General features: G+C 71.4%; 18 protein-coding genes and 2 riboswitches. Of the genes, 11 read left to right on the top strand and 7 right to left on the bottom strand.

The genetic code is table 11. The annotated features are described in order from the left end of the window. The first annotated feature begins 84 nt into the window (after positions 1 to 84). The 4 genes from coxB to ACFVVL_RS10750 all read left to right on the top strand — a co-directional run bounded on the left by coxB (position 85) and on the right by ACFVVL_RS10750 (position 4560). Entirely contained in the window at positions 85 to 939 is an 855-nt protein-coding gene (coxB, locus tag ACFVVL_RS10735; protein ID WP_380294396.1) for a cytochrome c oxidase subunit II, read from the top strand. Then, positions 936 to 2711 carry a cytochrome c oxidase subunit I gene (gene ctaD / locus ACFVVL_RS10740; RefSeq protein WP_380294395.1) on the top strand — a complete coding sequence of 592 codons (1776 nt, stop codon included), beginning with the start codon at positions 936 to 938 and terminating at the stop codon, positions 2709 to 2711. The genes coxB and ctaD overlap by 4 nt, the downstream gene beginning before the upstream one ends. Beyond that, entirely contained in the window at positions 2711 to 3127 is a 417-nt protein-coding gene (locus ACFVVL_RS10745; RefSeq protein ID WP_350549522.1) for a cytochrome c oxidase subunit 4, read from the top strand. The genes ctaD and ACFVVL_RS10745 overlap by 1 nt, the downstream gene beginning before the upstream one ends. Positions 3128 to 3300: 173 nt before the next feature. Beyond that, on the top strand, positions 3301 to 4560 hold the full coding sequence (locus ACFVVL_RS10750; protein WP_380294394.1) for an Ig-like domain-containing protein: 1260 nt from the start codon (positions 3301 to 3303) through the stop codon (positions 4558 to 4560). 7 nt (positions 4561 to 4567) lie between these two features. On the opposite strand, the gene ACFVVL_RS10755 is transcribed toward ACFVVL_RS10750, so the two are convergent. From ACFVVL_RS10755 to ACFVVL_RS10775, 5 genes are all read right to left on the bottom strand, one after another. After that, on the bottom strand, positions 4568 to 4951 hold the full coding sequence (locus ACFVVL_RS10755; RefSeq protein ID WP_380294393.1) for a GntR family transcriptional regulator: 384 nt from the start codon (positions 4949 to 4951) through the stop codon (positions 4568 to 4570). 127 nt (positions 4952 to 5078) lie between these two features. Further along, a complete protein-coding gene (locus ACFVVL_RS10760) occupies positions 5079 to 6737 on the bottom strand; it encodes a cytochrome bc complex cytochrome b subunit (RefSeq protein ID WP_387673268.1) in 1659 nt (552 codons plus the stop codon). Next, the gene (locus ACFVVL_RS10765) at positions 6734 to 7792 is read right to left on the bottom strand and encodes a Rieske 2Fe-2S domain-containing protein (protein WP_387673271.1); all 1059 of its coding nucleotides are present in this window, start codon (positions 7790 to 7792) and stop codon (positions 6734 to 6736) included. The genes ACFVVL_RS10760 and ACFVVL_RS10765 overlap by 4 nt, the downstream gene beginning before the upstream one ends. Positions 7793 to 7800: 8 nt before the next feature. Continuing rightward, positions 7801 to 8610: a c-type cytochrome gene (locus ACFVVL_RS10770; protein ID WP_380294390.1), complete on the bottom strand. Its 810-nt coding sequence runs from the start codon at positions 8608 to 8610 to the stop codon at positions 7801 to 7803. Positions 8611 to 8797: 187 nt separating this feature from the next. Continuing rightward, positions 8798 to 9418, bottom strand: a complete 621-nt coding sequence (locus ACFVVL_RS10775; protein ID WP_380294389.1) for a heme-copper oxidase subunit III — start codon at positions 9416 to 9418, stop codon at positions 8798 to 8800. A gap of 393 nt (positions 9419 to 9811) precedes the next feature. On the opposite strand from ACFVVL_RS10775, the gene ACFVVL_RS10780 reads away from it, so the two are divergent. The 3 genes from ACFVVL_RS10780 to ACFVVL_RS10790 all read left to right on the top strand — a co-directional run bounded on the left by ACFVVL_RS10780 (position 9812) and on the right by ACFVVL_RS10790 (position 13113). Then, positions 9812 to 10237: a hypothetical protein gene (locus ACFVVL_RS10780; protein WP_380294388.1), complete on the top strand. Its 426-nt coding sequence runs from the start codon at positions 9812 to 9814 to the stop codon at positions 10235 to 10237. A gap of 157 nt (positions 10238 to 10394) precedes the next feature. Then, positions 10395 to 11471: an anthranilate phosphoribosyltransferase gene (trpD, locus tag ACFVVL_RS10785; protein ID WP_387673276.1), complete on the top strand. Its 1077-nt coding sequence runs from the start codon at positions 10395 to 10397 to the stop codon at positions 11469 to 11471. A gap of 108 nt (positions 11472 to 11579) precedes the next feature. Further along, positions 11580 to 11697: riboswitch (SAM riboswitch) on the top strand. Between the two features lie 51 nt (positions 11698 to 11748). Next, on the top strand, positions 11749 to 13113 hold the full coding sequence (locus ACFVVL_RS10790) for an aminotransferase class V-fold PLP-dependent enzyme (protein WP_387673278.1): 1365 nt from the start codon (positions 11749 to 11751) through the stop codon (positions 13111 to 13113). 40 nt (positions 13114 to 13153) lie between these two features. On the opposite strand, the gene ACFVVL_RS10795 is transcribed toward ACFVVL_RS10790, so the two are convergent. Next, a complete protein-coding gene (locus ACFVVL_RS10795) occupies positions 13154 to 13435 on the bottom strand; it encodes an Lrp/AsnC ligand binding domain-containing protein (RefSeq protein ID WP_350566755.1) in 282 nt (93 codons plus the stop codon). Beyond that, a complete protein-coding gene (locus tag ACFVVL_RS10800; protein ID WP_380294385.1) occupies positions 13432 to 14280 on the bottom strand; it encodes a rhomboid family intramembrane serine protease in 849 nt (282 codons plus the stop codon). Before ACFVVL_RS10800 ends, ACFVVL_RS10795 begins: the two co-directional genes overlap by 4 nt. Before the next feature lie 201 nt (positions 14281 to 14481). On the opposite strand from ACFVVL_RS10800, the gene ACFVVL_RS10805 reads away from it, so the two are divergent. From ACFVVL_RS10805 to ACFVVL_RS10820, 4 genes are all read left to right on the top strand, one after another. Next, a complete protein-coding gene (locus ACFVVL_RS10805; RefSeq protein ID WP_380294384.1) occupies positions 14482 to 14745 on the top strand; it encodes a hypothetical protein in 264 nt (87 codons plus the stop codon). Positions 14746 to 15114: 369 nt separating this feature from the next. After that, a complete protein-coding gene (locus tag ACFVVL_RS10810; protein WP_387673548.1) occupies positions 15115 to 16416 on the top strand; it encodes an NYN domain-containing protein in 1302 nt (433 codons plus the stop codon). A gap of 210 nt (positions 16417 to 16626) precedes the next feature. Next, the gene (locus ACFVVL_RS10815) at positions 16627 to 17670 is read left to right on the top strand and encodes an NlpC/P60 family protein (protein WP_380294383.1); all 1044 of its coding nucleotides are present in this window, start codon (positions 16627 to 16629) and stop codon (positions 17668 to 17670) included. Between the two features lie 361 nt (positions 17671 to 18031). After that, positions 18032 to 18184, top strand: a riboswitch (cyclic di-AMP (ydaO/yuaA leader). Positions 18185 to 18194: 10 nt separating this feature from the next. Next, a complete protein-coding gene (locus ACFVVL_RS10820) occupies positions 18195 to 19370 on the top strand; it encodes an NlpC/P60 family protein (protein ID WP_387673282.1) in 1176 nt (391 codons plus the stop codon). The last annotated feature ends 70 nt before the right edge of the window (positions 19371 to 19440 follow it).

Here is a 19440-nt window from a genome sequence, read left to right on the forward strand (position 1 = left end):
AACCGTGCCCGTGGACGGGTCGCCGAGGAGGGGAAACCTCCCCGGGGCGACGCGAAGGCGGGCGAGACTTCGGGAAGGCGCTACGTGAGTCCCAACGGCTCCGACCGCTCGCCGCGGCGCACGATGCGGCGGAAGCTGCCTCAGGCGCTGGCACTGGGCCTCGTCATCGCGACCGCCACCGGCTGCTCGGCCAACGACCTCCCCAGGCTTGGCCTCCCGAGCCCCGTCACCAAGGAAGGGCCGATGGTCCTCCACATGTGGCAGGGCTCCTGGATCGCGGCGCTGGTGGTCGGCGTACTGATGTGGGGTCTGATCATCTGGAGCGTGATCTTCCACCGGCGCAGCCGCACCGGCGTGCAGGTCCCCCCGCAGACCCGGTACAACGTGCCCATCGAGGCGCTCTACACCGCGGTCCCGATCATCATCGTGTCGGTCCTCTTCTACTTCGTCGCCCGCGACGAGTCGAAGCTGACCGCCGTCTCCGAGAAGCCGCAGCACACCGTCAACGTGGTGGGCTTCCAGTGGAGCTGGGCGTTCAACTACGAGAACACCGAGAACCCGGACCCGACCAGCCAGGTGGCCGCGTACGAGGTGGGTACCCCCGGCGAGCCGCCGACGCTGTACCTGCCGGTGGACGAGACGGTGCAGTTCCGCCTCACCTCTCGTGACGTGATCCACGACTTCTGGCCGATCAACTTCATGATGAAGATGGACGTCGTGCCGGGTGTGGTCAACAAGTTCGAGGTCACCCCGACCGTCAAGGGTGAGTACATGGGCAAGTGCGCCGAGCTCTGCGGCGTCGACCACTCGCGCATGCTGTTCAACGTGAAGGTCGTCGACCGTGCCGAGTACGACCAGCACCTGAAGGACCTGCGGGCCAAGGGTCAGACCGGCGCGGTGCCCTCCGGCATCACGACCATGGGAAGTGAAGAGAAGTGACCATCCTCAACGAGCCCGCCGCGGCCGGCGGGGGCGCCGGGGCCGTCACGGTCGGGGCGCAGCGGACCCGGAAGCCGGGTTCCACCATCATCAAGTGGCTCACCACCACTGACCACAAGACGATCGGCACGCTGTACCTGGCGACGTCGTTCGCGTTCTTCCTGATCGGCGGCGTCCTGGCGCTGGTCATGCGCGCCGAGCTGGCTCGTCCCGGGACCCAGATCCTGTCGAACGAGCAGTTCAACCAGGCGTTCACGATGCACGGCACGGTCATGCTGCTGATGTTCGCGACGCCGCTCTTCGCCGGTTTCGCGAACTGGATCATGCCGCTGCAGATCGGCGCGCCGGACGTCGCGTTCCCGCGTCTGAACATGTTCGCCTACTGGCTCTACCTGTTCGGCTCGCTGATCGCGGTCGCCGGCTTCCTCACCCCGCAGGGCGCTGCCGACTTCGGCTGGTTCGCCTACGCGCCGCTGTCGGACGCGGTCCGCTCGCCGGGCATCGGCGCCGACATGTGGATCATGGGTCTGGCCTTCTCCGGTTTCGGCACCATCCTGGGTGCGGTCAACTTCATCACCACGATCATCTGCATGCGGGCCCCCGGCCTGACGATGTTCCGGATGTCGATCTTCACCTGGAACGTCCTGCTGACCGCGGTGCTGATCCTGCTGGCCTTCCCGGTCCTGGCCGCCGCGCTGTTCGCCCTGGAGGCGGACCGCAAGTTCGGGGCGCACGTCTTCGACCCGGCCAACGGCGGTGCGCTGCTCTGGCAGCACCTGTTCTGGTTCTTCGGCCACCCCGAGGTCTACATCATCGCGCTGCCGTTCTTCGGCATCGTGTCGGAGATCATCCCGGTCTTCAGCCGCAAGCCGATGTTCGGCTACTCCGGCCTGATCGCGGCCACCATCGCGATCGCCGGCCTGTCCGTGACGGTGTGGGCCCACCACATGTACGTCACCGGCCAGGTACTGCTGCCGTTCTTCTCCTTCATGACCTTCCTGATCGCGGTCCCGACCGGTGTGAAGTTCTTCAACTGGGTCGGCACCATGTGGAAGGGCTCGCTCAGCTTCGAGACCCCGATGCTGTGGACCGTCGGCTTCCTGGTCACCTTCCTCTTCGGTGGTCTGACCGGTGTCCTGCTGGCCTCCCCGCCGATCGACTTCCACGTCTCGGACTCGTACTTCGTCGTCGCCCACTTCCACTACGTGGTCTTCGGCACCGTCGTCTTCGCGATGTTCGCCGGCTTCCACTTCTGGTGGCCGAAGATGACCGGCAAGATGCTGGACGAGCGCCTCGGCAAGATCACCTTCTGGACGCTGTTCTTCGGCTTCCACACCACCTTCCTGGTGCAGCACTGGCTCGGCGCGGAGGGCATGCCCCGCCGCTACGCCGACTACCTGGCCGCCGACGGCTTCACCACCCTGAACACCGTCTCGACCATCGGCTCGTTCCTGCTCGGCCTGTCGATCCTGCCGTTCCTCTACAACGTCTGGAAGACCGCCAAGTACGGCGAGAAGATCGAGGTCGACGACCCGTGGGGCTACGGCCGTTCGCTGGAGTGGGCGACCTCCTGCCCGCCGCCGCGGCACAACTTCCTCACCCTGCCCCGGATCCGCTCCGAATCCCCGGCCTTCGACCTCCACTACCCGGAGATCGCCGCGCTGGACTACCTGGAGAACCACGGTGAGCCGGCCAAGCACCTCGCCGGTGTGACCCCCGCGAAGTACGACGCCCCGCAGCTGGGCAAGGGCAAGAAGGAGGGTGACGTCTGATGAAGGAACAGGGCAAGATCTTCCTGGGCCTTTCGGTCTTCGTGCTGGCCATGGCGATCACCTACGGCCTGTGGACCAACAGCTCCGACCACGGCATCGAGGCCGCGGGCACCACCGCGCTCTTCCTCGCCTTCGGCCTGTGCGCCTTCATCGGCTACTACCTCGCCTTCACCGCCCGCCGGGTGGACAGCGGCGCGGGTGACAACCCCGAGGCCGAGGTCGCGGACGACTCCGGCGAGCTGGGCTTCTTCGCCCCGCACAGCTGGCAGCCGCTCTCGCTGGCCATCGGCGGCGCGCTCGCCTTCCTCGGCGTGATCTTCGGCTGGTGGCTGATGTTCTGGTCGCTGCCGATCATCCTGATCGGTCTGTTCGGTTGGGTCTTCGAGTTCTACCGGGGCGAGAACCAGAACCAGTAGGCACTGGCTCCCCTGGCACAGGGCCGGGCATCCCGCACGGGATGCCCGGCCCTGTTGCGTCCCCGGAGTGACGGCCTCACCCCCGCGGCCCAACGGCGCCCCGTTCGGTTGTCGCTCCGGCGGACGCGGTTCCTACGATCTGACCAATCGTGCGAAACCCCCGGGAGGCGGTCATGGCCGACAGACGCGGAATCGCGGGTCTCGGCGGCATCACGCTGGCCCTCGTCGTACTGGTCCCGTTGGCCGGCTGCACCTCCGGCGGCGAGGGCACGGCCGAGACGGTGCGCAGGGTCGACGCCGCGGAGCTGGTGCACCTGTCCGCCACCGAGCGGGCCGACCCCTCCCAGCCCCTCACGGTGACCGCGGTGCCGGGCAGCCGGCTGACCGACGTCACCGTGGTCGGCCCGGACGGCCGGGTGGTCGCCGGGAAGCTCTCGGACGACCAGAGCAGCTGGCAGACCACCGGCCGGCTCAAGGCCGCCACCGCCTACACGGTGCGGATCGCCGCCGACGACGGCCGCGGCGGCCGGGGCGAGACCACGGCCGGCTTCTCCACCCTGGCCGCCCAGCACCTGCTGACCGCCAAGCTCGGCCCGGACTCCTCGGGCAGCGGCGTCTACGGCGTGGGCCAGCCGCTCACCGTCCAGCTCTCCGAGGCCGTCAAGGACCCGCAGGCCCGCCAGGAGGTGGAGCGCGCGCTGACGGTGGTCTCGCAGCCCGCCGTCACCGGCGGCTGGTACTGGGTGGACGACAAGAACGTGCACTTCCGCCCCGAGGACTACTGGCCCACCGGCACCACCGTCAGCCTGGCCTTCGACGCCACCGGCAGCCTGATCTCCGACGGCCTGTACGGCGGCGACCGGGCCGCCCTGGCGCTGCGGATCGGCGAGCGCGTGGAGACGGTGGTGGACGCGGCCGCGCACGAGCTCACGCTCAAGCGCGACGGCCAGGCGGTCCGGACGATACCGGTGACCACCGGCAAGCCCGGCTTCGACACCCGCAACGGCGTCAAGGTGGTGCTGGGCCAGGAGCGCAAGGTCCGGATGAGCGGCGAGACGATCGGCATAGCGGCCGGCAGCCAGGAGTCCTACGACCTCGACGTCGAGTGGGCCACCCGGGTGACCTGGAGCGGCGAGTACGTGCACGCCGCGCCCTGGTCGGTGGGCTCCCAGGGGGTGGAGAACGTCAGCCACGGCTGCACCGGGATGAGCACCGACAACGCCCGCTGGTTCTACCAGAACACCAGGGTGGGGGACCTGGTGACGGTGGTGAACAGCCACGGCAAGTCGATGGAGCCGTTCGGCAACGGCTTCGGCGACTGGAACATCGCCTGGAGCGAGTGGGTCAGGCACAGCGCCCTGGGCGGGCCCGTCAGCACCACCGCCCCGGCCACCCGGGCGCCGGCCACCGGAATGATCGCCCCGCAGCTCTGAGGGCCGTTCAGCCCGCCGCGGAGTCGTCCCGGTACGCCACCCGCAGCGCGCCGTCCACGACGCGCAGGGCGTCGGCCGCCGGCACCCCGAGGCGCCGGGCCCGCTCGGCGTACTCGGCGGCCGCCGCGGCGGCCAGCCGGTGCGCGGAGTCGCCGGTCGCGGCGATCAGGGTGCCGCGCCGGCCGTGGGTCTCCACCACCCCGTCCGCCTCCAGCTCCCGGTAGGCGCGGGCGACCGTCCCGGCGGCCAGCCCGAGCCGCTCGGCCAGCGCGCGGACGGTGGGCAGCCGCAGCCCGGTGGCCAGCTCGCCGCTGCGGGCCTGCTCGGCGATCTGGGCGCGGATCTGCTCGTACGGGGGAGTGGCGGAGGCCGGGTCGACGGACAGCTGCACGAGGGGCTCCTGACGTGACGGTGCGGACGGCGGGGGAGGGGGAGCGGGTACGGCAAAGCCCGAGGGCCGCCGACCAGAAGAACTCTGGTCAGCGGCCCTCGGGTGCGACGCGGGGGTGCGTACGGGATCAGTGGTGGCCGTGGCCGCTGGTGATCTCGTGGTGTTCCTCGGCGGTCGGCTTGGGGATCTGGCTGCCCTCGCCGTAGAAGCCGCGGGAGAGCTTCGCCCGGGTCCGGGTGAGGACGCCGGCCTTGCGGGCCACGCCGTTCTCGTCCGTCGCGGCCGGCAGCTCGACCGGCTGCACCTGCTCGTGCGCGGTGAGCTTGTGCAGGTCCTGCTGCGGCAGCTGGGCGTGCACCTCGATGAACTCGCCGTGCGGCAGGCGCTTGATGACGCCGGTCTCGCGACCGTGCAGCACCTTGTCCTTGTCACGGCGCTGGAGGCCGAGGCACCAGCGCTTGGTGATGATGAAGACCACGACCGGGACGACGAAGAAGCCGACGCGGACGGCGTAGGTGACCGAGTTGATCGACAGGTGGAGGTGGGTGGCGAACAGGTCGTTGCCACCGGCCACCAGCAGGATCAGGTAGAGGCTGATCCAGGCGGCGCCCAGCGCGGTGCGGACCGGGGCGTTGCGCGGACGGTCCAGGATGTGGTGCTCGCGCTTGTCGCCGGTGATCCAGCCCTCGATGAACGGGTAGACCGCGATCGAGACCAGGACCAGCGGGAAGATCGCCAGCGGAACCAGGACACCCAGGTTGAGGGTGTGGCCCCACAGGCCGATCTCCCAGCCCGGCATGAGGCGGATCAGACCCTCGGAGAAGCCCATGTACCAGTCGGGCTGGGCGTCGGTGGACACCTGGTCCGCGCGGTACGGGCCGACCGACCAGACCGGGTTGATCGTGGCGATCGCCGAGATGACGGCGATGAGGCCGAACACCAGGAAGAAGAAGCCACCGGCCTTGGCCATGTAGACCGGCATCAGCGGCATGCCGACGACGTTCTTCTCGGTCTTGCCCGGGCCCGCCCACTGGGTGTGCTTGTGGTAGAAGACCAGGATCAGGTGGGCGACCAGCAGGCCCAGCATGATGCCCGGGATCAGCAGCACGTGGATGGTGAAGAACCGGGGCACGATGTCGGTGCCCGGGAACTCGCCGCCGAACAGGAACATCTGGATGTAGGTGCCCACCAGCGGGACGGCGAGGATCGCGCCTTCCATGAAGCGGATACCGGTGCCGGAGAGCAGGTCGTCGGGCAGCGAGTAGCCGAAGAAGCCGTCGAACATGCCCAGGATCAGCAGCAGGAAGCCGAAGACCCAGTTGATCTCGCGCGGCTTGCGGAACGCGCCGGTGAAGAAGACGCGCATCATGTGCACGAGCATCGCCGCCACGAAGACCAGGGCGGCCCAGTGGTGGATCTGGCGGACCAGCAGACCGCCGCGCACCTCGAAGCTGATGTCGACCGTCGAGGCGTAGGCCTCGGACATCGGGAGGCCCTTGAGCGGCACGTACGAGCCGTCGTAGATGACCTCGCCCATCGAGGGCTTGAAGAACAGCGTCAGGTAGACGCCGGTCAGGATGATGATGATGAAGGTGTAGAGGCAGATCTCGCCCAGCATGAAGGACCAGTGGTCCGGGAAGATCTTCCGCAGGTTGGCCTTGGCGAGGGAGTAGATCCCCAGCCGGCCGTCCGTCCAGTCCGCTGCCTGCTCCCACTTGTTCGCGGGCTTGGCGCGCGTGCTGGAGGGCTTGGCGGCGCCGGAGGTGGTGCTGCTCGCACTGCTCATCGAGCACGCTCCCAGAAGCTCGGGCCGACGGCTTCGTCGAAGTCGCCGTGGGCGACCAGGAAGCCCTTCTCGTCAGTGGTGATCTTCAGCTGCGGCAGCGGGTGGCCGGCCGGGCCGAAGATGACGCGCGCGCCGTCCGCCAGGTCGAAGGTCGACTGGTGGCAGGGGCAGAGCGCGTGGTGGGTCTGCTGCTCGTACAGGCTGATCGGGCAGCCGACGTGGGTGCAGATCTTGGAGTAGGCGAGGATGCCCTCGAACCCCTTCTCCTTGGACTTCTCGTCCTTGATGTCCTCCGGCGCGATGCGCACCAGCATGAGGGCGTCCTTCGCGATGCGAACCTGGAAGTCCTCGGAGTGCGTGGTCAGGCCCTCGGGCATCGCGAAGGTCAGCGACCCCTGGATGATGTCCTCGGCCTTCATCGGCAGGTTGGTGTTCATGTTGATCAGCTGCAGCGGCTTGGACTCGGTGGCCTCGTCCCAGCCGGTGTGCTGCAGCTTGTCCTCGGGCAGCGGGCCCAGGTCGCGGAGCAGGACCACGCCGGAGAGCGGGACCAGCGCCATCGAACCGATGAGGGTGTTGCGGATCATCTTGCGGCGGCCGAAGCCGGACTCCGCGGCACCGGTCTTGAACTGCTCGATGACGTCCGCGCGGACCTCGTCGTCGGCCTCGATCGGGTGACGCTCGGCCGGGATCTCGTGGTCCGACATCAGGGTGCGGGCCCAGTGGACCGCACCGGCACCGATGAGGAACAGCGCGAGGCCCAGGGTCATGCCGAGCGCGAAGTTCAGCGCGCTGACGTGGCCCAGCGGCCAGATGTAGACGATCTTGTCCGGGTCGATGGCCACGTACGAGGCGATGAAGCCGACGGTGGCGATCATCGACACGACGAACATCAGCGACACCTGGCGCTCGGCCCGCTTGGCGGCCCGCTCGTCGATGTCGGTGCGGCGCGGCTCGTGGGCCGGCAGACCGGGGTCGGCGAACGGGTCGCCGTGGGCGGCCACCTCGTGGTGCCCGGCGGAGCCGTGCGACTCCGGGAGCTTCTCTTCTGACATGTCGTGGCTCATGACTTCTTGGCCTTGGTGGTGTGGGCGGCGACCCAGATCGCGACCAGGATGAGCGCGCCGAGACCGAAGATCCAGCCGAACAGGCCCTCGGTCACCGGACCGAGGCTGCCGAGCGTGAGACCGCCGGGGTTGGGCTCATCGTTGGTGGTGTGGCGGACGAAGGCCACGATCTGCTTCTTCTGCTCCTCGGGCATGGTGCTGTCCGGGAACGACGGCATGTTCTGCGGGCCGGTCTGCATGGCCTCGTAGATGTGCTTGGCGTCCACGCCCTCCAGCGACGGGGCGTACTTGCCCTGGGTGAGGGCACCGCCCTGGCCGGAGAAGTTGTGGCACTGGGCGCAGTTGGTGCGGAACAGCTCGCCACCCTTGGCGAGGTCCTCGGGGTTGGTCGAGGTGAGCTGCTCGTCGGTGGGCGTCACCGGGCCGGGGCCGAGCGAGGCGACGAAGGCGGCGAGCTGGTCGATCTCCGCCTGCGAGTAGATGTTCGGCTTGCGCGGCACCTGGGCGCCGGGCTGCTGGGCCGGCATGCGGCCGGTGCCCACCTGGAAGTCCACCGCGGCGGAACCGACGCCGACCAGGCTCGGACCGTCGCTGGACCCCTGGCCGTTCAGGCCGTGGCAGGAGGAGCAGCCCACGGCGAAGAGCTTCTTGCCCTCGTCGATCGCGAGCGACTGCGCGGCGACGTCGGCCTGCGCCTTGTCGGCGGGCGCGAACGCGGCGTACAGCCCCCCGGTTGCCGCCAGGGCGAGAAGTAGGACGACCAGCGCCGCCAGTGGGTGGCGCCGTCGTGCGGAGAGCTTTTTCACGGAATAACCCCGGTGTCAGGATCTGGTCGACTGGTGGGTGCACCCGGCGGCCGGTCTGGCCGGCACGAGGCTGCCTGTCTAGGGCTGCGCGCGCGGTCGGTCGGTGGGAGCGTCGGCACCGGCGAAATCGGGCCGTCGCCGGTGAGGGCGGGACCCGAGGCCGGTGGCCAGCGACCTGATCAGCTGGTTACTTGATCAGGTAGATGGTCGCGAACAGGCCGATCCACACGACATCGACGAAGTGCCAGTAGTACGACACCACGATGGCGGCGGTGGCCTGCTCGTGAGTGAAGCGCTTGGCTGCGTACGTCCGTCCCAGGACCAGCAGGAAGGCGATCAGACCACCCGTCACGTGCAGACCGTGGAAGCCGGTGGTCAGGTAGAACACCGTGCCGTACGGGTCGGAGGACAGCGAGAGGCCGTCCTTCTTGACCAGCTCGGTGTACTCGAAGATCTGGCCGCCGATGAAGACCGCGCCCATCACGAAGGTCAGGACGAACCACGAGCGGAGCTTCTTCACGTCCCCGCGCTCGGCGGCGAAGACGCCGAGCTGGCAGGTGAGCGAGGAGAGCACCAGGATCGTGGTGTTGACCGAGGAGAAGGGCACGTTGAGGGCGTGCGCCTTCTCGGTCCAGAACTCCGGCCCCTTGACGGAGCGGAGCGTGAAGTACATCGCGAAGAGGGCCGCGAAGAACATCAACTCGGAACTGAGCCAGACGATCGTTCCGACGCTGACCATGTTCGGCCGGTTGACCGATCCGTGCGCGTGCCCGGTTTCTACTGCTGTTGCTGTCGCCACGACGGACATTATGTCGGTCCCTTATTCCGTCTTCACGCCGGGGGGTGTCCCTCGGAGTGTCCGGTGCGTGCGATATGCCCCCCTGGCACCCGGACGGCTGTGCGTACCCCTGCTGAGCAGCCCGGTGTCCCTTTTCTGACGGTTCCTCGAAGGGGCCCTTCAGGGCCCCCTGCGGCGTGTCGCGGCGGGCCCGCGGGGCCGTCGGTAGTAAGGGGAGAGACCACCCGTCCGCCGTACGGGTGGTCCGTGCGGGTGGGGGTGACGCGCCGTGCTCCGCCCGGACCAGTGGCGGGCGCGGCGGGTCGGGAGGGATCTCGCGGGAAGGGCTCGGCGGCGGGTGATCGGGAGTAGCATCCGGGGAGAGGCGAACGTGGTCCGGATCACACGTGAGGGAGCAGGCCCATGGCGTACACGACCGACGAGACGTTGACCGTTCTGGTCTACAGCCACGACCGCACCACCCGCGAGCAGGTGCTGACCGCTCTCGGCCGGCGGCCCGCGGAGGACCTTCCGGAGCTGGCGTACCTGGAGTGCGCAACCACTCCGGCGGTGCTCAAGGCGCTGGAGAAGGGCGGCATCGACCTCTGCGTCCTGGACGGCGAGGCGGTGCCGGCCGGCGGGCTCGGGCTCGCGCGGCAGCTGAAGGACGAGATCTACGGCTGCCCGCCGCTGCTGGTGCTGATCGGCCGGCCGCAGGACTCCTGGCTGGCGGCCTGGAGCCGGGCCGACGCGGCGATCTCCCAGCCGGTGGACCCGGTGGCGCTGGCGGAGGCCGTCGCGACCCTGCTGCGGGCCCGGATGGCCAAGCGGGCGCCCGCCGCGCGCTAGGCCCGCAGCCCGGGGGTCCCGCCCGGCGTCCCACCCCGGCGTCTCACCACAAGAGAAGAAGGGTGAACGGCGGGGCCCCGGCACCCCGCCGCTCGATAGGCTGACCGACGTCCCTACGTCCTTCCCCGTCCGCGGGGAGCGAGAGCTGGAGTCAGCCATGGTGAACGTGAACCCTGCGAACGGCGGTAGCGAGCCCGCGCAGGTGGTCCGCACCTGGCCGGACATCCTGTCGGCGCTGCTGAGGGGGGAGGACCTCGACCGCTCGGCCACCGCGTGGGCGATGGACCGGATCATGAGCGGGGAGGCCTCCCCGGTGCAGATCGCCGGCTTCATGGTGGCGCTGCGGGCCAAGGGCGAGACGGTCGACGAGATCTCCGGCCTGGTCGACTCGATGTACGCGCACGCCGAGCCGCTGACCATCCCCGGCCCGGCGGTGGACATCGTCGGCACCGGCGGCGACCGGGCCAAGACCGTCAACATCTCGACGATGTCGGCGATCGTGGCCGCGGCGGCCGGCGCCAAGGTGGTCAAGCACGGCAACCGGGCCGCCTCCTCGGCCAGCGGCTCCTCGGACGTGCTGGAGAAGCTGGGCATCAGCCTGAACCTGCGGCCGCGCCGGGTCGCCGAGGTGGCCGAGGAGGTCGGGCTCACCTTCTGCTTCGCGGCGACCTTCCACCCGTCGATGCGGTACGCCGGCCCGGCCCGCAGCGAGCTCGGGGTGCCGACCGCCTTCAACATCCTCGGCCCGCTCACCAACCCGGCCCGGGTGACCGCGCACGCCGTCGGCTGCTTCGACACCCGCCTCGCCGGGCTGATCGCCGGGGTGCTGGCGCAGCGCGGAGCCAGCGCACTGGTCTTCCGGGGCGACGACGGGCTGGACGAGCTGACCATCACCACCACCTCGCGGGTCTGGATCGTCCGGGACGGCGAGGTCACCGAGACCTCCTTCGACCCGCGCGAGGTCGGCATCGAGCCGGTCGGCATCGAGGCGCTGCGCGGCGGGGACCCGGTGTACAACGCGGACGTCGCGCGCCGGCTGCTGGCCGGGGAGCGCGGGCCGGTGCGCGACGCGGTGGTGCTGAACTCGGCGGCCGCGCTGGTCGCGCTCGACCTGACCGGCGCGCCGCTCGCCGAGCAGCTCGGGGCGGCGATGCGCCGCACCGCGGCGGCCATCGACTCGGGTGCCGCGCAGGACCTGCTGAAGCACTGGTCCGAGGCCACCGCCCGGGCGTGACACGGGAGTCGGGGCCCGCCGGGAGTCCTTCCCGGCGGGCCCCGACCCATGTCCGGGATGCGGACGCCCGTTTGACCGCGGGACGGCCGCGACCTAGAGTCTTCGCCAGGTCATGAGCGACAGCGTCAAGCCCCAGCTGGCTGTCCGGCAACCCTCCGTCCGTGGCGGGGTGCCCTGGGTGAGGACCGGGTCACGTGGCGATGGGTCCGCGTGGCAAGCGCGGACGCCGGACAGATCGCACTCCCGGGGTCCCTGACCCGTACAGGAGTGCATCCTCATGTCCCTCTCGACCTCCCTCTGCGCCCCCCTCGCCGTCCTCGGCCACGACGTCCAGGTCCCGCTGGCCAACGGCGAGAAGGTCGACTACGCGGCGCTCGACTACGCCGCCAGCTCCCCGGCGCTCCAGCGGGTCTGGGACGACGTCGCCGCCTACGCCCCCTACTACGGCAGCGTGCACCGCGGCGCCGGCTACCTCTCGCAGCTCTCCACCGACCTGTTCGAGCAGAGCCGCCGCACCGTCGCCGAGTTCCTCGACCTGCGCGAGGGCGACCAGGTGGTCTTCACCCGCGCCACCACCGACTCGCTCAACCTGCTGGCCGGCGCCGTCCCGGCCGGGACGCAGGTGTTCGCCTTCGAGACCGAGCACCACGCCTCGCTGCTGCCGTGGGCGCACGCCGGTCTGCCGGTCACCTACCTGCGCGCCCCCCGCTCGCACGCCGAGGCGGTCGCCGCCTTCGACGCGGCGCTCGCCCAGGCGCCGGAGGGCCCGAAGCTGCTCTGCGTCACCGGGGCCTCCAACGTCACCGGAGAGCTCTGGCCGGTCGCCGAGCTGACCCGCACCGCCCACCGCCACGGCGCCCGGGTGGTGCTGGACGCCGCGCAGCTGGCCCCGCACCACCGGGTCTCGGTGCGCGAGCTGGACGTCGACTGGATCGCCTTCTCCGGCCACAAGCTGTACGCGCCGTTCGGCGCCGGGGTGCTGGCCGGCCGGGCCGACTGGCTGGACGCGGCCGACCCCTACCTGGCTGGCGGCGGCGCCACCCGCACGGTGGCCCGGGAGGCCGACGGTTCGGTGGCCGTGCAGTGGCACACCGGTCCGGCCCGGCACGAGGCCGGCTCGCCCAACGTCATCGGCGTCTACGCGATCGCCTCGGCCTGCCGGGCGCTCACCGAGGCCGGGTTCGACGCCCTGGAGGCCCGTGAGCGCGCGCTGGTCGCGCGGCTGAAGGCCGGGCTGGCCGAGGTCCCCGAGGTCCGGGTGCTGAACCTGTTCGGCGCCGACTCGGACCGGGTGGGCGTGCTCTCCTTCGTCGTCCGGGGCTGGAACAGCTCGCACTTCTCGGCCGCGCTGTCCGCCGAGTACGGCATCGGGGTCCGCGACGGCCTGTTCTGCGCCCACCCGCTGGTGCGCACCCTGCTCGGCGACGAGGAGGCCGCGCCCTCGGAGTGCGGCGCCCCGGAGCCCTCGCTGCCCGGCGAGCGCAGCCTGAACGCGATCCGGGTGAGCTTCGGCGCCGGCACCCCGGACGAGCACGTGGACCGCTTCCTGAAGGCCGTCCGCGAGCTGGTCACGGACGGCGCGGCCTGGACCTACCGCAACGAGGGCGGCCGCTGCGTCGCGGACACCCGCCGGGAGGGCTGAGCGGCCCCGGCCCGCACTCGTCCCGGGCCACTTGTCCGGGTCACTCGTCCAGGCCGATCGCGAACGCGGCCTCCAGGTCGTGCTGGGAGTAGGTGCGGAAGGCGATCTGGGTCTCGGTGTGGGCCACGCCCGGGACCTTGTTGAGCCGGCCGGGGATCACCTCGGCGAGGTCGTCGTGCCGGCCCACCCGCACCATCGCGACCAGGTCGTAGCCGCCGGTCACCGAGTAGACCTCGCTGACGCCCTCGATGGCGGCGATCGCCTCGGCGATCTCCGGGATGCGGTCGACGCTGGTCTTGATCAGGACGATGGCGGTGATCACGGTGGCGTACTCCTTTGTGAGGTGCCGCCAGCGTATCGGGCGCCGCCGGTGCCGTCGCGGGGGCGGGTGGCGCGGGGACGGCGCCCGCCGAGGGTGCAGGCGTAGAGGAAACCGGACGCGAAGCCGATCACGTGCACCAGGTACGCGACACCGGGCCCGGCGGAGTGCACCGACCACCACTGGAGGGCGAACCAGAGCCCCAGCACCAGCCAGGCCGGGAAGCGCAGCGGCAGGAAGAGCAGCAGCGGGACGAGCGTGGTGACCCGGGCCCGCGGGTGGAGGCGCAGATAGGCGCCGAGGGCGGCGGAGATCGCCCCGGAGGCGCCGATCAGCACCCTGGTCGCGTCCGCCGAGTGCGCCTCGGCCAGGGCGAAGCCGTAGGTGGTGAGCGCCCCGGACGCCAGGTAGAAGAGGAGGAACCGGGCGCGCCCCAGCCGCCGCTCCACGGTCGGGCCGAAGACGTGCAGGAAGAGCAGGTTGCCGAGCAGGTGCAGCCAGCCGGCGTGCAGGAAGAGCGCGCTGAGCACCGACAGCGCCGGGTGCTTGCCCGGGGTGGGCGCGGCCGGGCAGCCCGGCACCGGGTCGGGGGCCTCGGCGAGCTGGCCGGCGGTCAGCGGGTGTCCGGTCAGCAGCTCGGCGGGGACGGCCCCCCAGCGCTGCTCGTAGCGCTGCTCCGCGCAGACCCGGCTCTGGCCGCGGCCGTAGAGCGGGTTGAGCCCGGCGGCCGGTCCGAGCAGGAACACCGCGGTGTTGAGCGCGATCAGGGCGTAGCAGACGGCCGGGGCACCGGCGGCCGGCCGGCCGCGGCGGGTGCCGGCACGGGCGGGCAGGACCGGGAGCGCCATGGGCCCCAGCATCCCTCCGGGAGGGGACGGGCACCGCGCGGTTGCGGCAGGTGGGCTACTGGTGGCGGCCGGTCGGCCGGTGGCCGTGAAGGTTGCCCCAGGCAATAGGCTTGGGGCGGGCATTCCCGCCTCCCGCCGCCGACGCCGGGGCTCCGGGGGGAGCGCCTGAGCCCATTCAGGGACCACCCGAGAGGACCCCCGATGACCGTCCCCGCTCTGACCGCCGAGACGCGCTGGCGCTGCACGCTCTGCGGCAACCTGACCCGCTTCGACGTGACCCGGACCGCCCGGGTCACCGAGTTCCTCCACTTCGACCTGGCCGGCGAGTCCAAGGTCGAGGAGACCCAGGTGCACAGCGAGACCGTCGAGTCGGTGCGCTGTCGCTGGTGCAACGCGGTGGACCAGGTCGAGCTGGTCGCCCGCCCGGGCGCGGCCGACGGCGCCGAGGCCGTCGAGCAGGCCTGACCGCCTGATCCGTGCGGCGGGCGGTGCGGGGCGTGGCCGCCCGCCGCACGGGACAATACAGAGAGAACGCACGGAGTGTGACGGGGGCGGCGGCCGGGGGCCGTACCCCGCTGGACCAGGATCGGAGCCGAGGACGTGGTGGACGCAGCGAAGGAGCCCGCCGGGCCGCAGGGGCGGCAGCCCGCTGTGGACGCGCAGGCGCCGGACGCGGCAGGGGCCGCCCCCTCCGGCACCGACGCCCCGGCCGAGCCGGCCGCCGGCGAGGAGTCCGGCACCGGTGAGGACCCGACGGCAGCCGTCGACGGGCGGGCGCCGCGGACGGCGGGCGCCGAGGCCGCCGGGGACGGCGCGGCGGGCAGCGCCGAGACGCTGGACCGGCCGCTGCCCGAGGGCGTGCGCCGGCGCGTGGTGGGTCTCGCCTCCGACGCGCTCGGCGGGCTGCCGCTCGGGGAACTGCCCCAGTCGCTGCGCCAGTACGCCAAGTTCACCCCCGCGCGCCGGGCCAAGTACGCGGCGACCGCGCTGGCGGCGGCGCTGGAGGCGGAGCCGGCCTTCCGGTCGCGGATAGCGGAGCGGCTGCGGCTGGGCCAGCCGGACCTCGTCAAGGCGCTGGAGTCGGGCACCGTGCCGGGCGCCGCCGACCCGATGGACGTGGCGGCGGCCGCCTATCTGGTGCGCTCCTCGGGGTGGAGCCGGCTGGTGGCCGCGGTCGGCGAGGAGGCCGATCGGGCGGGTGCCGAGGGCGCGGCGGCCGAGGCGGCCCGGCTGGTGGAGAAGCTGCAGGCCGAGCTGGCCGAGCTGCGCTCCGCGGCGCGGGCCGACCTGGAGCGCCAGCGGGCCGAGTCGGAGGACGTCCGGCGGGAGGCCGACTCGCTGCGCCGCCGGCTGCGTTCGCTGGAGAGCGACACCCGCCGGGCGCAGGCGGAGACCCGCAAGGTGACCGGCGAGCTGGAGGCGCTCAGGGCGCAGGCGGCGGCCGAGCGGAGCGCGGCGGAGACCGAGGCGCGCCGGCTGCGGCACCGGATCACGGAGCTGGAGAACACCGCCGAGCAGGGCCGCCGGTCGGCCCGCGAGGGGCGCAGCGTCGAGGACATGCGGCTGCGGCTGCTGCTGGACACCGTGCTGCAGTCGGCGCAGGGGCTGCAGCGGGAGCTGGCGCTGCCGGTGTCCCAGATCCGCCCGGCGGACCTGGTGGAGGCGGTGGTGCCGGGTGCGGCCTCGCCGCACGACGTGGCGCGCCGCGGCCTGGCCGAGGACGATCCGGCGCTGCTGGACCAGCTGCTGGCGATCCCGCAGGTCCATCTGGTGGTGGACGGCTACAACGTGACCAAGACGGGCTATCCGACGCTGCCGCTGGAGCAGCAGCGGATCCGGTTGCTGGGCGGGCTGGCGATGCTGGCGCAGCGCACCCAGGCGGAGGTCACCTGTGTGTTCGACGGCCAGGACCTGGACGTGCCGGTGATCATGGCGCCGCCGCGCGGGGTGCGGGTGCGGTTCAGCCGGACCGGGGAGACGGCGGACGAGCTGATCCGCCGGCTGGTCCGGGCCGAGCCGCAGGGGCGTCCGGTGGTGGTGGTCTCCACCGACCGGGAGGTCGCGGAGGGCGTGCGGAAGGCCGGCGCGCGCCCCGTCGCGTCGGTGCTGCTGCTCAACCGGCTGGCCCGGCCGTAGCCCGTTCCCGGGGCGGCCCGGCCGGTATGACGGCTGGTCAGCGCCGGGATTGCGGTGTTGTGCGTGTTTTGTGAAGTCAGATGGACGGTTCGGGTTCACGCGAACGGGGGAGTGGCGCGAAGCGTGGATCTTCACTAGGGTCTGGCGTCAAACCTATTTTCCGGATTCTCACCCGTTCGGGTGAGGCCATTGGAAGAAGGAGCCGGTCCCTTGGCCTCCCACCGCCGTCCCAAGCAGCCGAGCCGCGCGCGGGTCTCCGTGCTCACCGCTGCCGCTGCGACCGCGGTCGCCCTCTCCGCCCAGGTCGCCGCCCACGCCGCGCCCAGTCCGTCGCCCAAGAAGGACGACGTCAAGGCGCAGATCGACCAGTTGCAGGAAGAGGCCGAGCAGGCCACCGAGAAGTACAACGGGGCCAAGGAGCGCGCGGACCAGCTGCGCAAGCAGGCGGACCAGCTGCAGGACCAGGTGGCCCGCGGCCAGGAGCAGATGACCCAGCTTCAGGCCGGGCTGGCCGAGGTGGCGGGCGAGCAGTACCGCACCGGCGGCATCGACCCGTCCGTGCAGCTGATGCTCACCTCCGACCCGTCCGGCTACCTGGACAAGGCCTCCAGCGTCCAGCAGGCCAGCTCCAGCCAGGCCGAGGCGCTCAAGGGCCTCCAGGACCAGCAGCGCCGGCTCGACCAGCAGAAGGCCGAGGCGGCCGCCGTGCTGGCCTCGCTGGACAGCACCACCAAGGACCTGAACCAGACCAAGGCCGAGGTCAACAAGAAGCTCCGGGAGGCCCAGGAGCTGCTGAACTCGCTCAGCGCCGCCGACCGCGCGGCCCTGAAGGCGGCGCAGCAGCAGGCCGACCGCGCCTCCCGCGGCTCGGAGCGCACCGACCTGGGCAGCCTGCCGCAGGCGAGCGGCAAGGCGGGCTCCGCGGTCGCCCTCGCGATGAGCAAGCAGGGCTCGCCCTACGGCTGGGGCGACGTCGGCCCGAACACCTTCGACTGCTCCGGCCTGATGGTCTGGGCGTACGGCAAGGCCGGCGTCTCGCTGCCGCGCACCTCGCAGGCGCAGGGCAACTACGGCACCCGGGTGCCCTCCCTGGCCGAGGCCCAGCCGGGCGACCTGGTCATCTACCGCGACGACCGCAGCCACGTCGGCATGTACATCGGCAACGGCATGGTGGTGCACGCGCCGCGCACCGGTGACGTGGTGAAGGTGATGAAGGCCGACGCCATGAAGATCAACACGATCCGCCGGGTCTGACGGCGGGCCGTCTGACGGGTCGCCACGACACGCCCGGAGGCCCGTTCCGGCTCCTGTGATCAGCGCCACCCCCGGCCGGGGGTGGCGCTGACGTTTCGGCCGCGCATTCGAACGTCTGACGGAGAATGATCAGCCCGATGTGGGGATGTGATCACGTTCGGTCATTTTCACAAGGGAACTTGGGTATTCTTCCGACTTTTTTCTGACAAGGATTTGAACGGATCACGGATCTGTTACTAGGGTCGTGCCTCGAACCACGCACAGTCGATCACCCAGCCTGGGTGGCGGCGGGGTTCGCCGCCGAGTTCGTGAAGCAGCGGGAGGGCGCCTTCGGGTCGTCCCTCCGAGTGAAGGCCCAGCAGTCGGGGGTCCGCTGTGGAACGGAGCCGGGGAACCACGTTCCTCCGGGGTGAATCGGCGCCAGGCCGGCCGCGCGAGCGGCGGGTGAGGCGTCGTAGGGCACGCTTCCGCCCGAACCCGTCAGCTCACCCGGTAGGCGGATGAGGAAGAAGGAGTCCGCCTTCGTGGCGTCCCATCGTCGTCCCAAGCCCGCCGGCCGCACCCGTGTCTCGATCCTGACCGGTGTCGCCGCCGCTGCCGTCGCCCTCTCCGCGCAGTCCGGCGCCCACGCCGACCCGACGCCGACCAAGGACCAGGTCAAGGAGCAGGTCGACCAGCTCAACGAGCAGGCCGAGGTCGCCACCGAGAAGTACAACGGCGCCCAGGCCAAGCAGCAGGAGCTGCAGAAGCAGGTCGCCGAGCTGCAGGACAAGGTGGCCCGTCAGCAGGCCTCGGTCACCGAGGCGCAGGGCGGCCTCGCCGAGATCGCCGGCGAGCAGTACCGCACGGGCGGCATCTCGCAGACCGTCCAGCTGATGCTCTCCGCCAGCCCGGACAACTTCCTCAGCCAGGCCGACGCCCTGAACCAGGCCGGTTCCACGCAGTCCGGCGCGCTGAAGGAGCTCCAGGAGCAGCAGCGCAGGCTCGACCAGGACCGCACCGAGACCCAGGCCAAGCTCGCCGAGCTGGAGGTCACCACCCAGCAGCTGAAGTCCTCCAAGGAGGACGTCCAGGGCAAGCTGCAGAAGGCCCAGGACCTGCTCAACACGCTCACCGAGCAGGAGCGCCAGGCGCTGCGCGCGGCCGAGGAGAAGGCCGCCGCCGAGGCCAAGGCCAAGGCGGACGCCGCCAAGGCCGAGGCCGCCAAGGCCGCCAAGGAGAAGGCCGACGCCGAGCGCGCCTCCCGCGACGCCAACCGCACCAGCCCGAGCGCGCCGTCCACGGCCGCTCCGGCGGCCCCGGCCGCCACCGCCAAGCCGGCCGCCCCGGCGGCGCCCGCCGCCAACGGCTCGCGCGCCGCCGCCGCGATCGCCGCCGCGGAGAGCAAGCTCGGCTCCCCGTACGTGTACGGCGCCACCGGCCCGAACTCCTTCGACTGCTCGGGCCTCACCGGCTGGGCGTACGCCCAGGCGGGCGTGTCGCTGCCGCGCACCTCGCAGGCGCAGGCCACCGCCGGCACCCAGATCGGCTCGGACATCTCCAAGGCCCAGCCCGGCGACCTGGTGATCTTCTACGGCGACCGCCACCACGTGGGCATCTACGTCGGCGGCGGCCAGGTCATCCACGCCCCGAAGCCGGGCGCGTCGGTCCGCTACGAGGCCGCGTCCAACATGCCGGTCAACACCATCGTGCGCCTCTGACCCACGGTCGGCAGGCTCCGCCGGGCCCGGTTCCCCCGCACGGGGGGACCGGGCCCGCGGCATTCCCCGG

The sequence above is a fragment of the Kitasatospora sp. NPDC058115 genome (assembly GCF_042884635.1).
Classification (GTDB): Bacteria; Actinomycetota; Actinomycetes; order Streptomycetales; family Streptomycetaceae; genus Kitasatospora.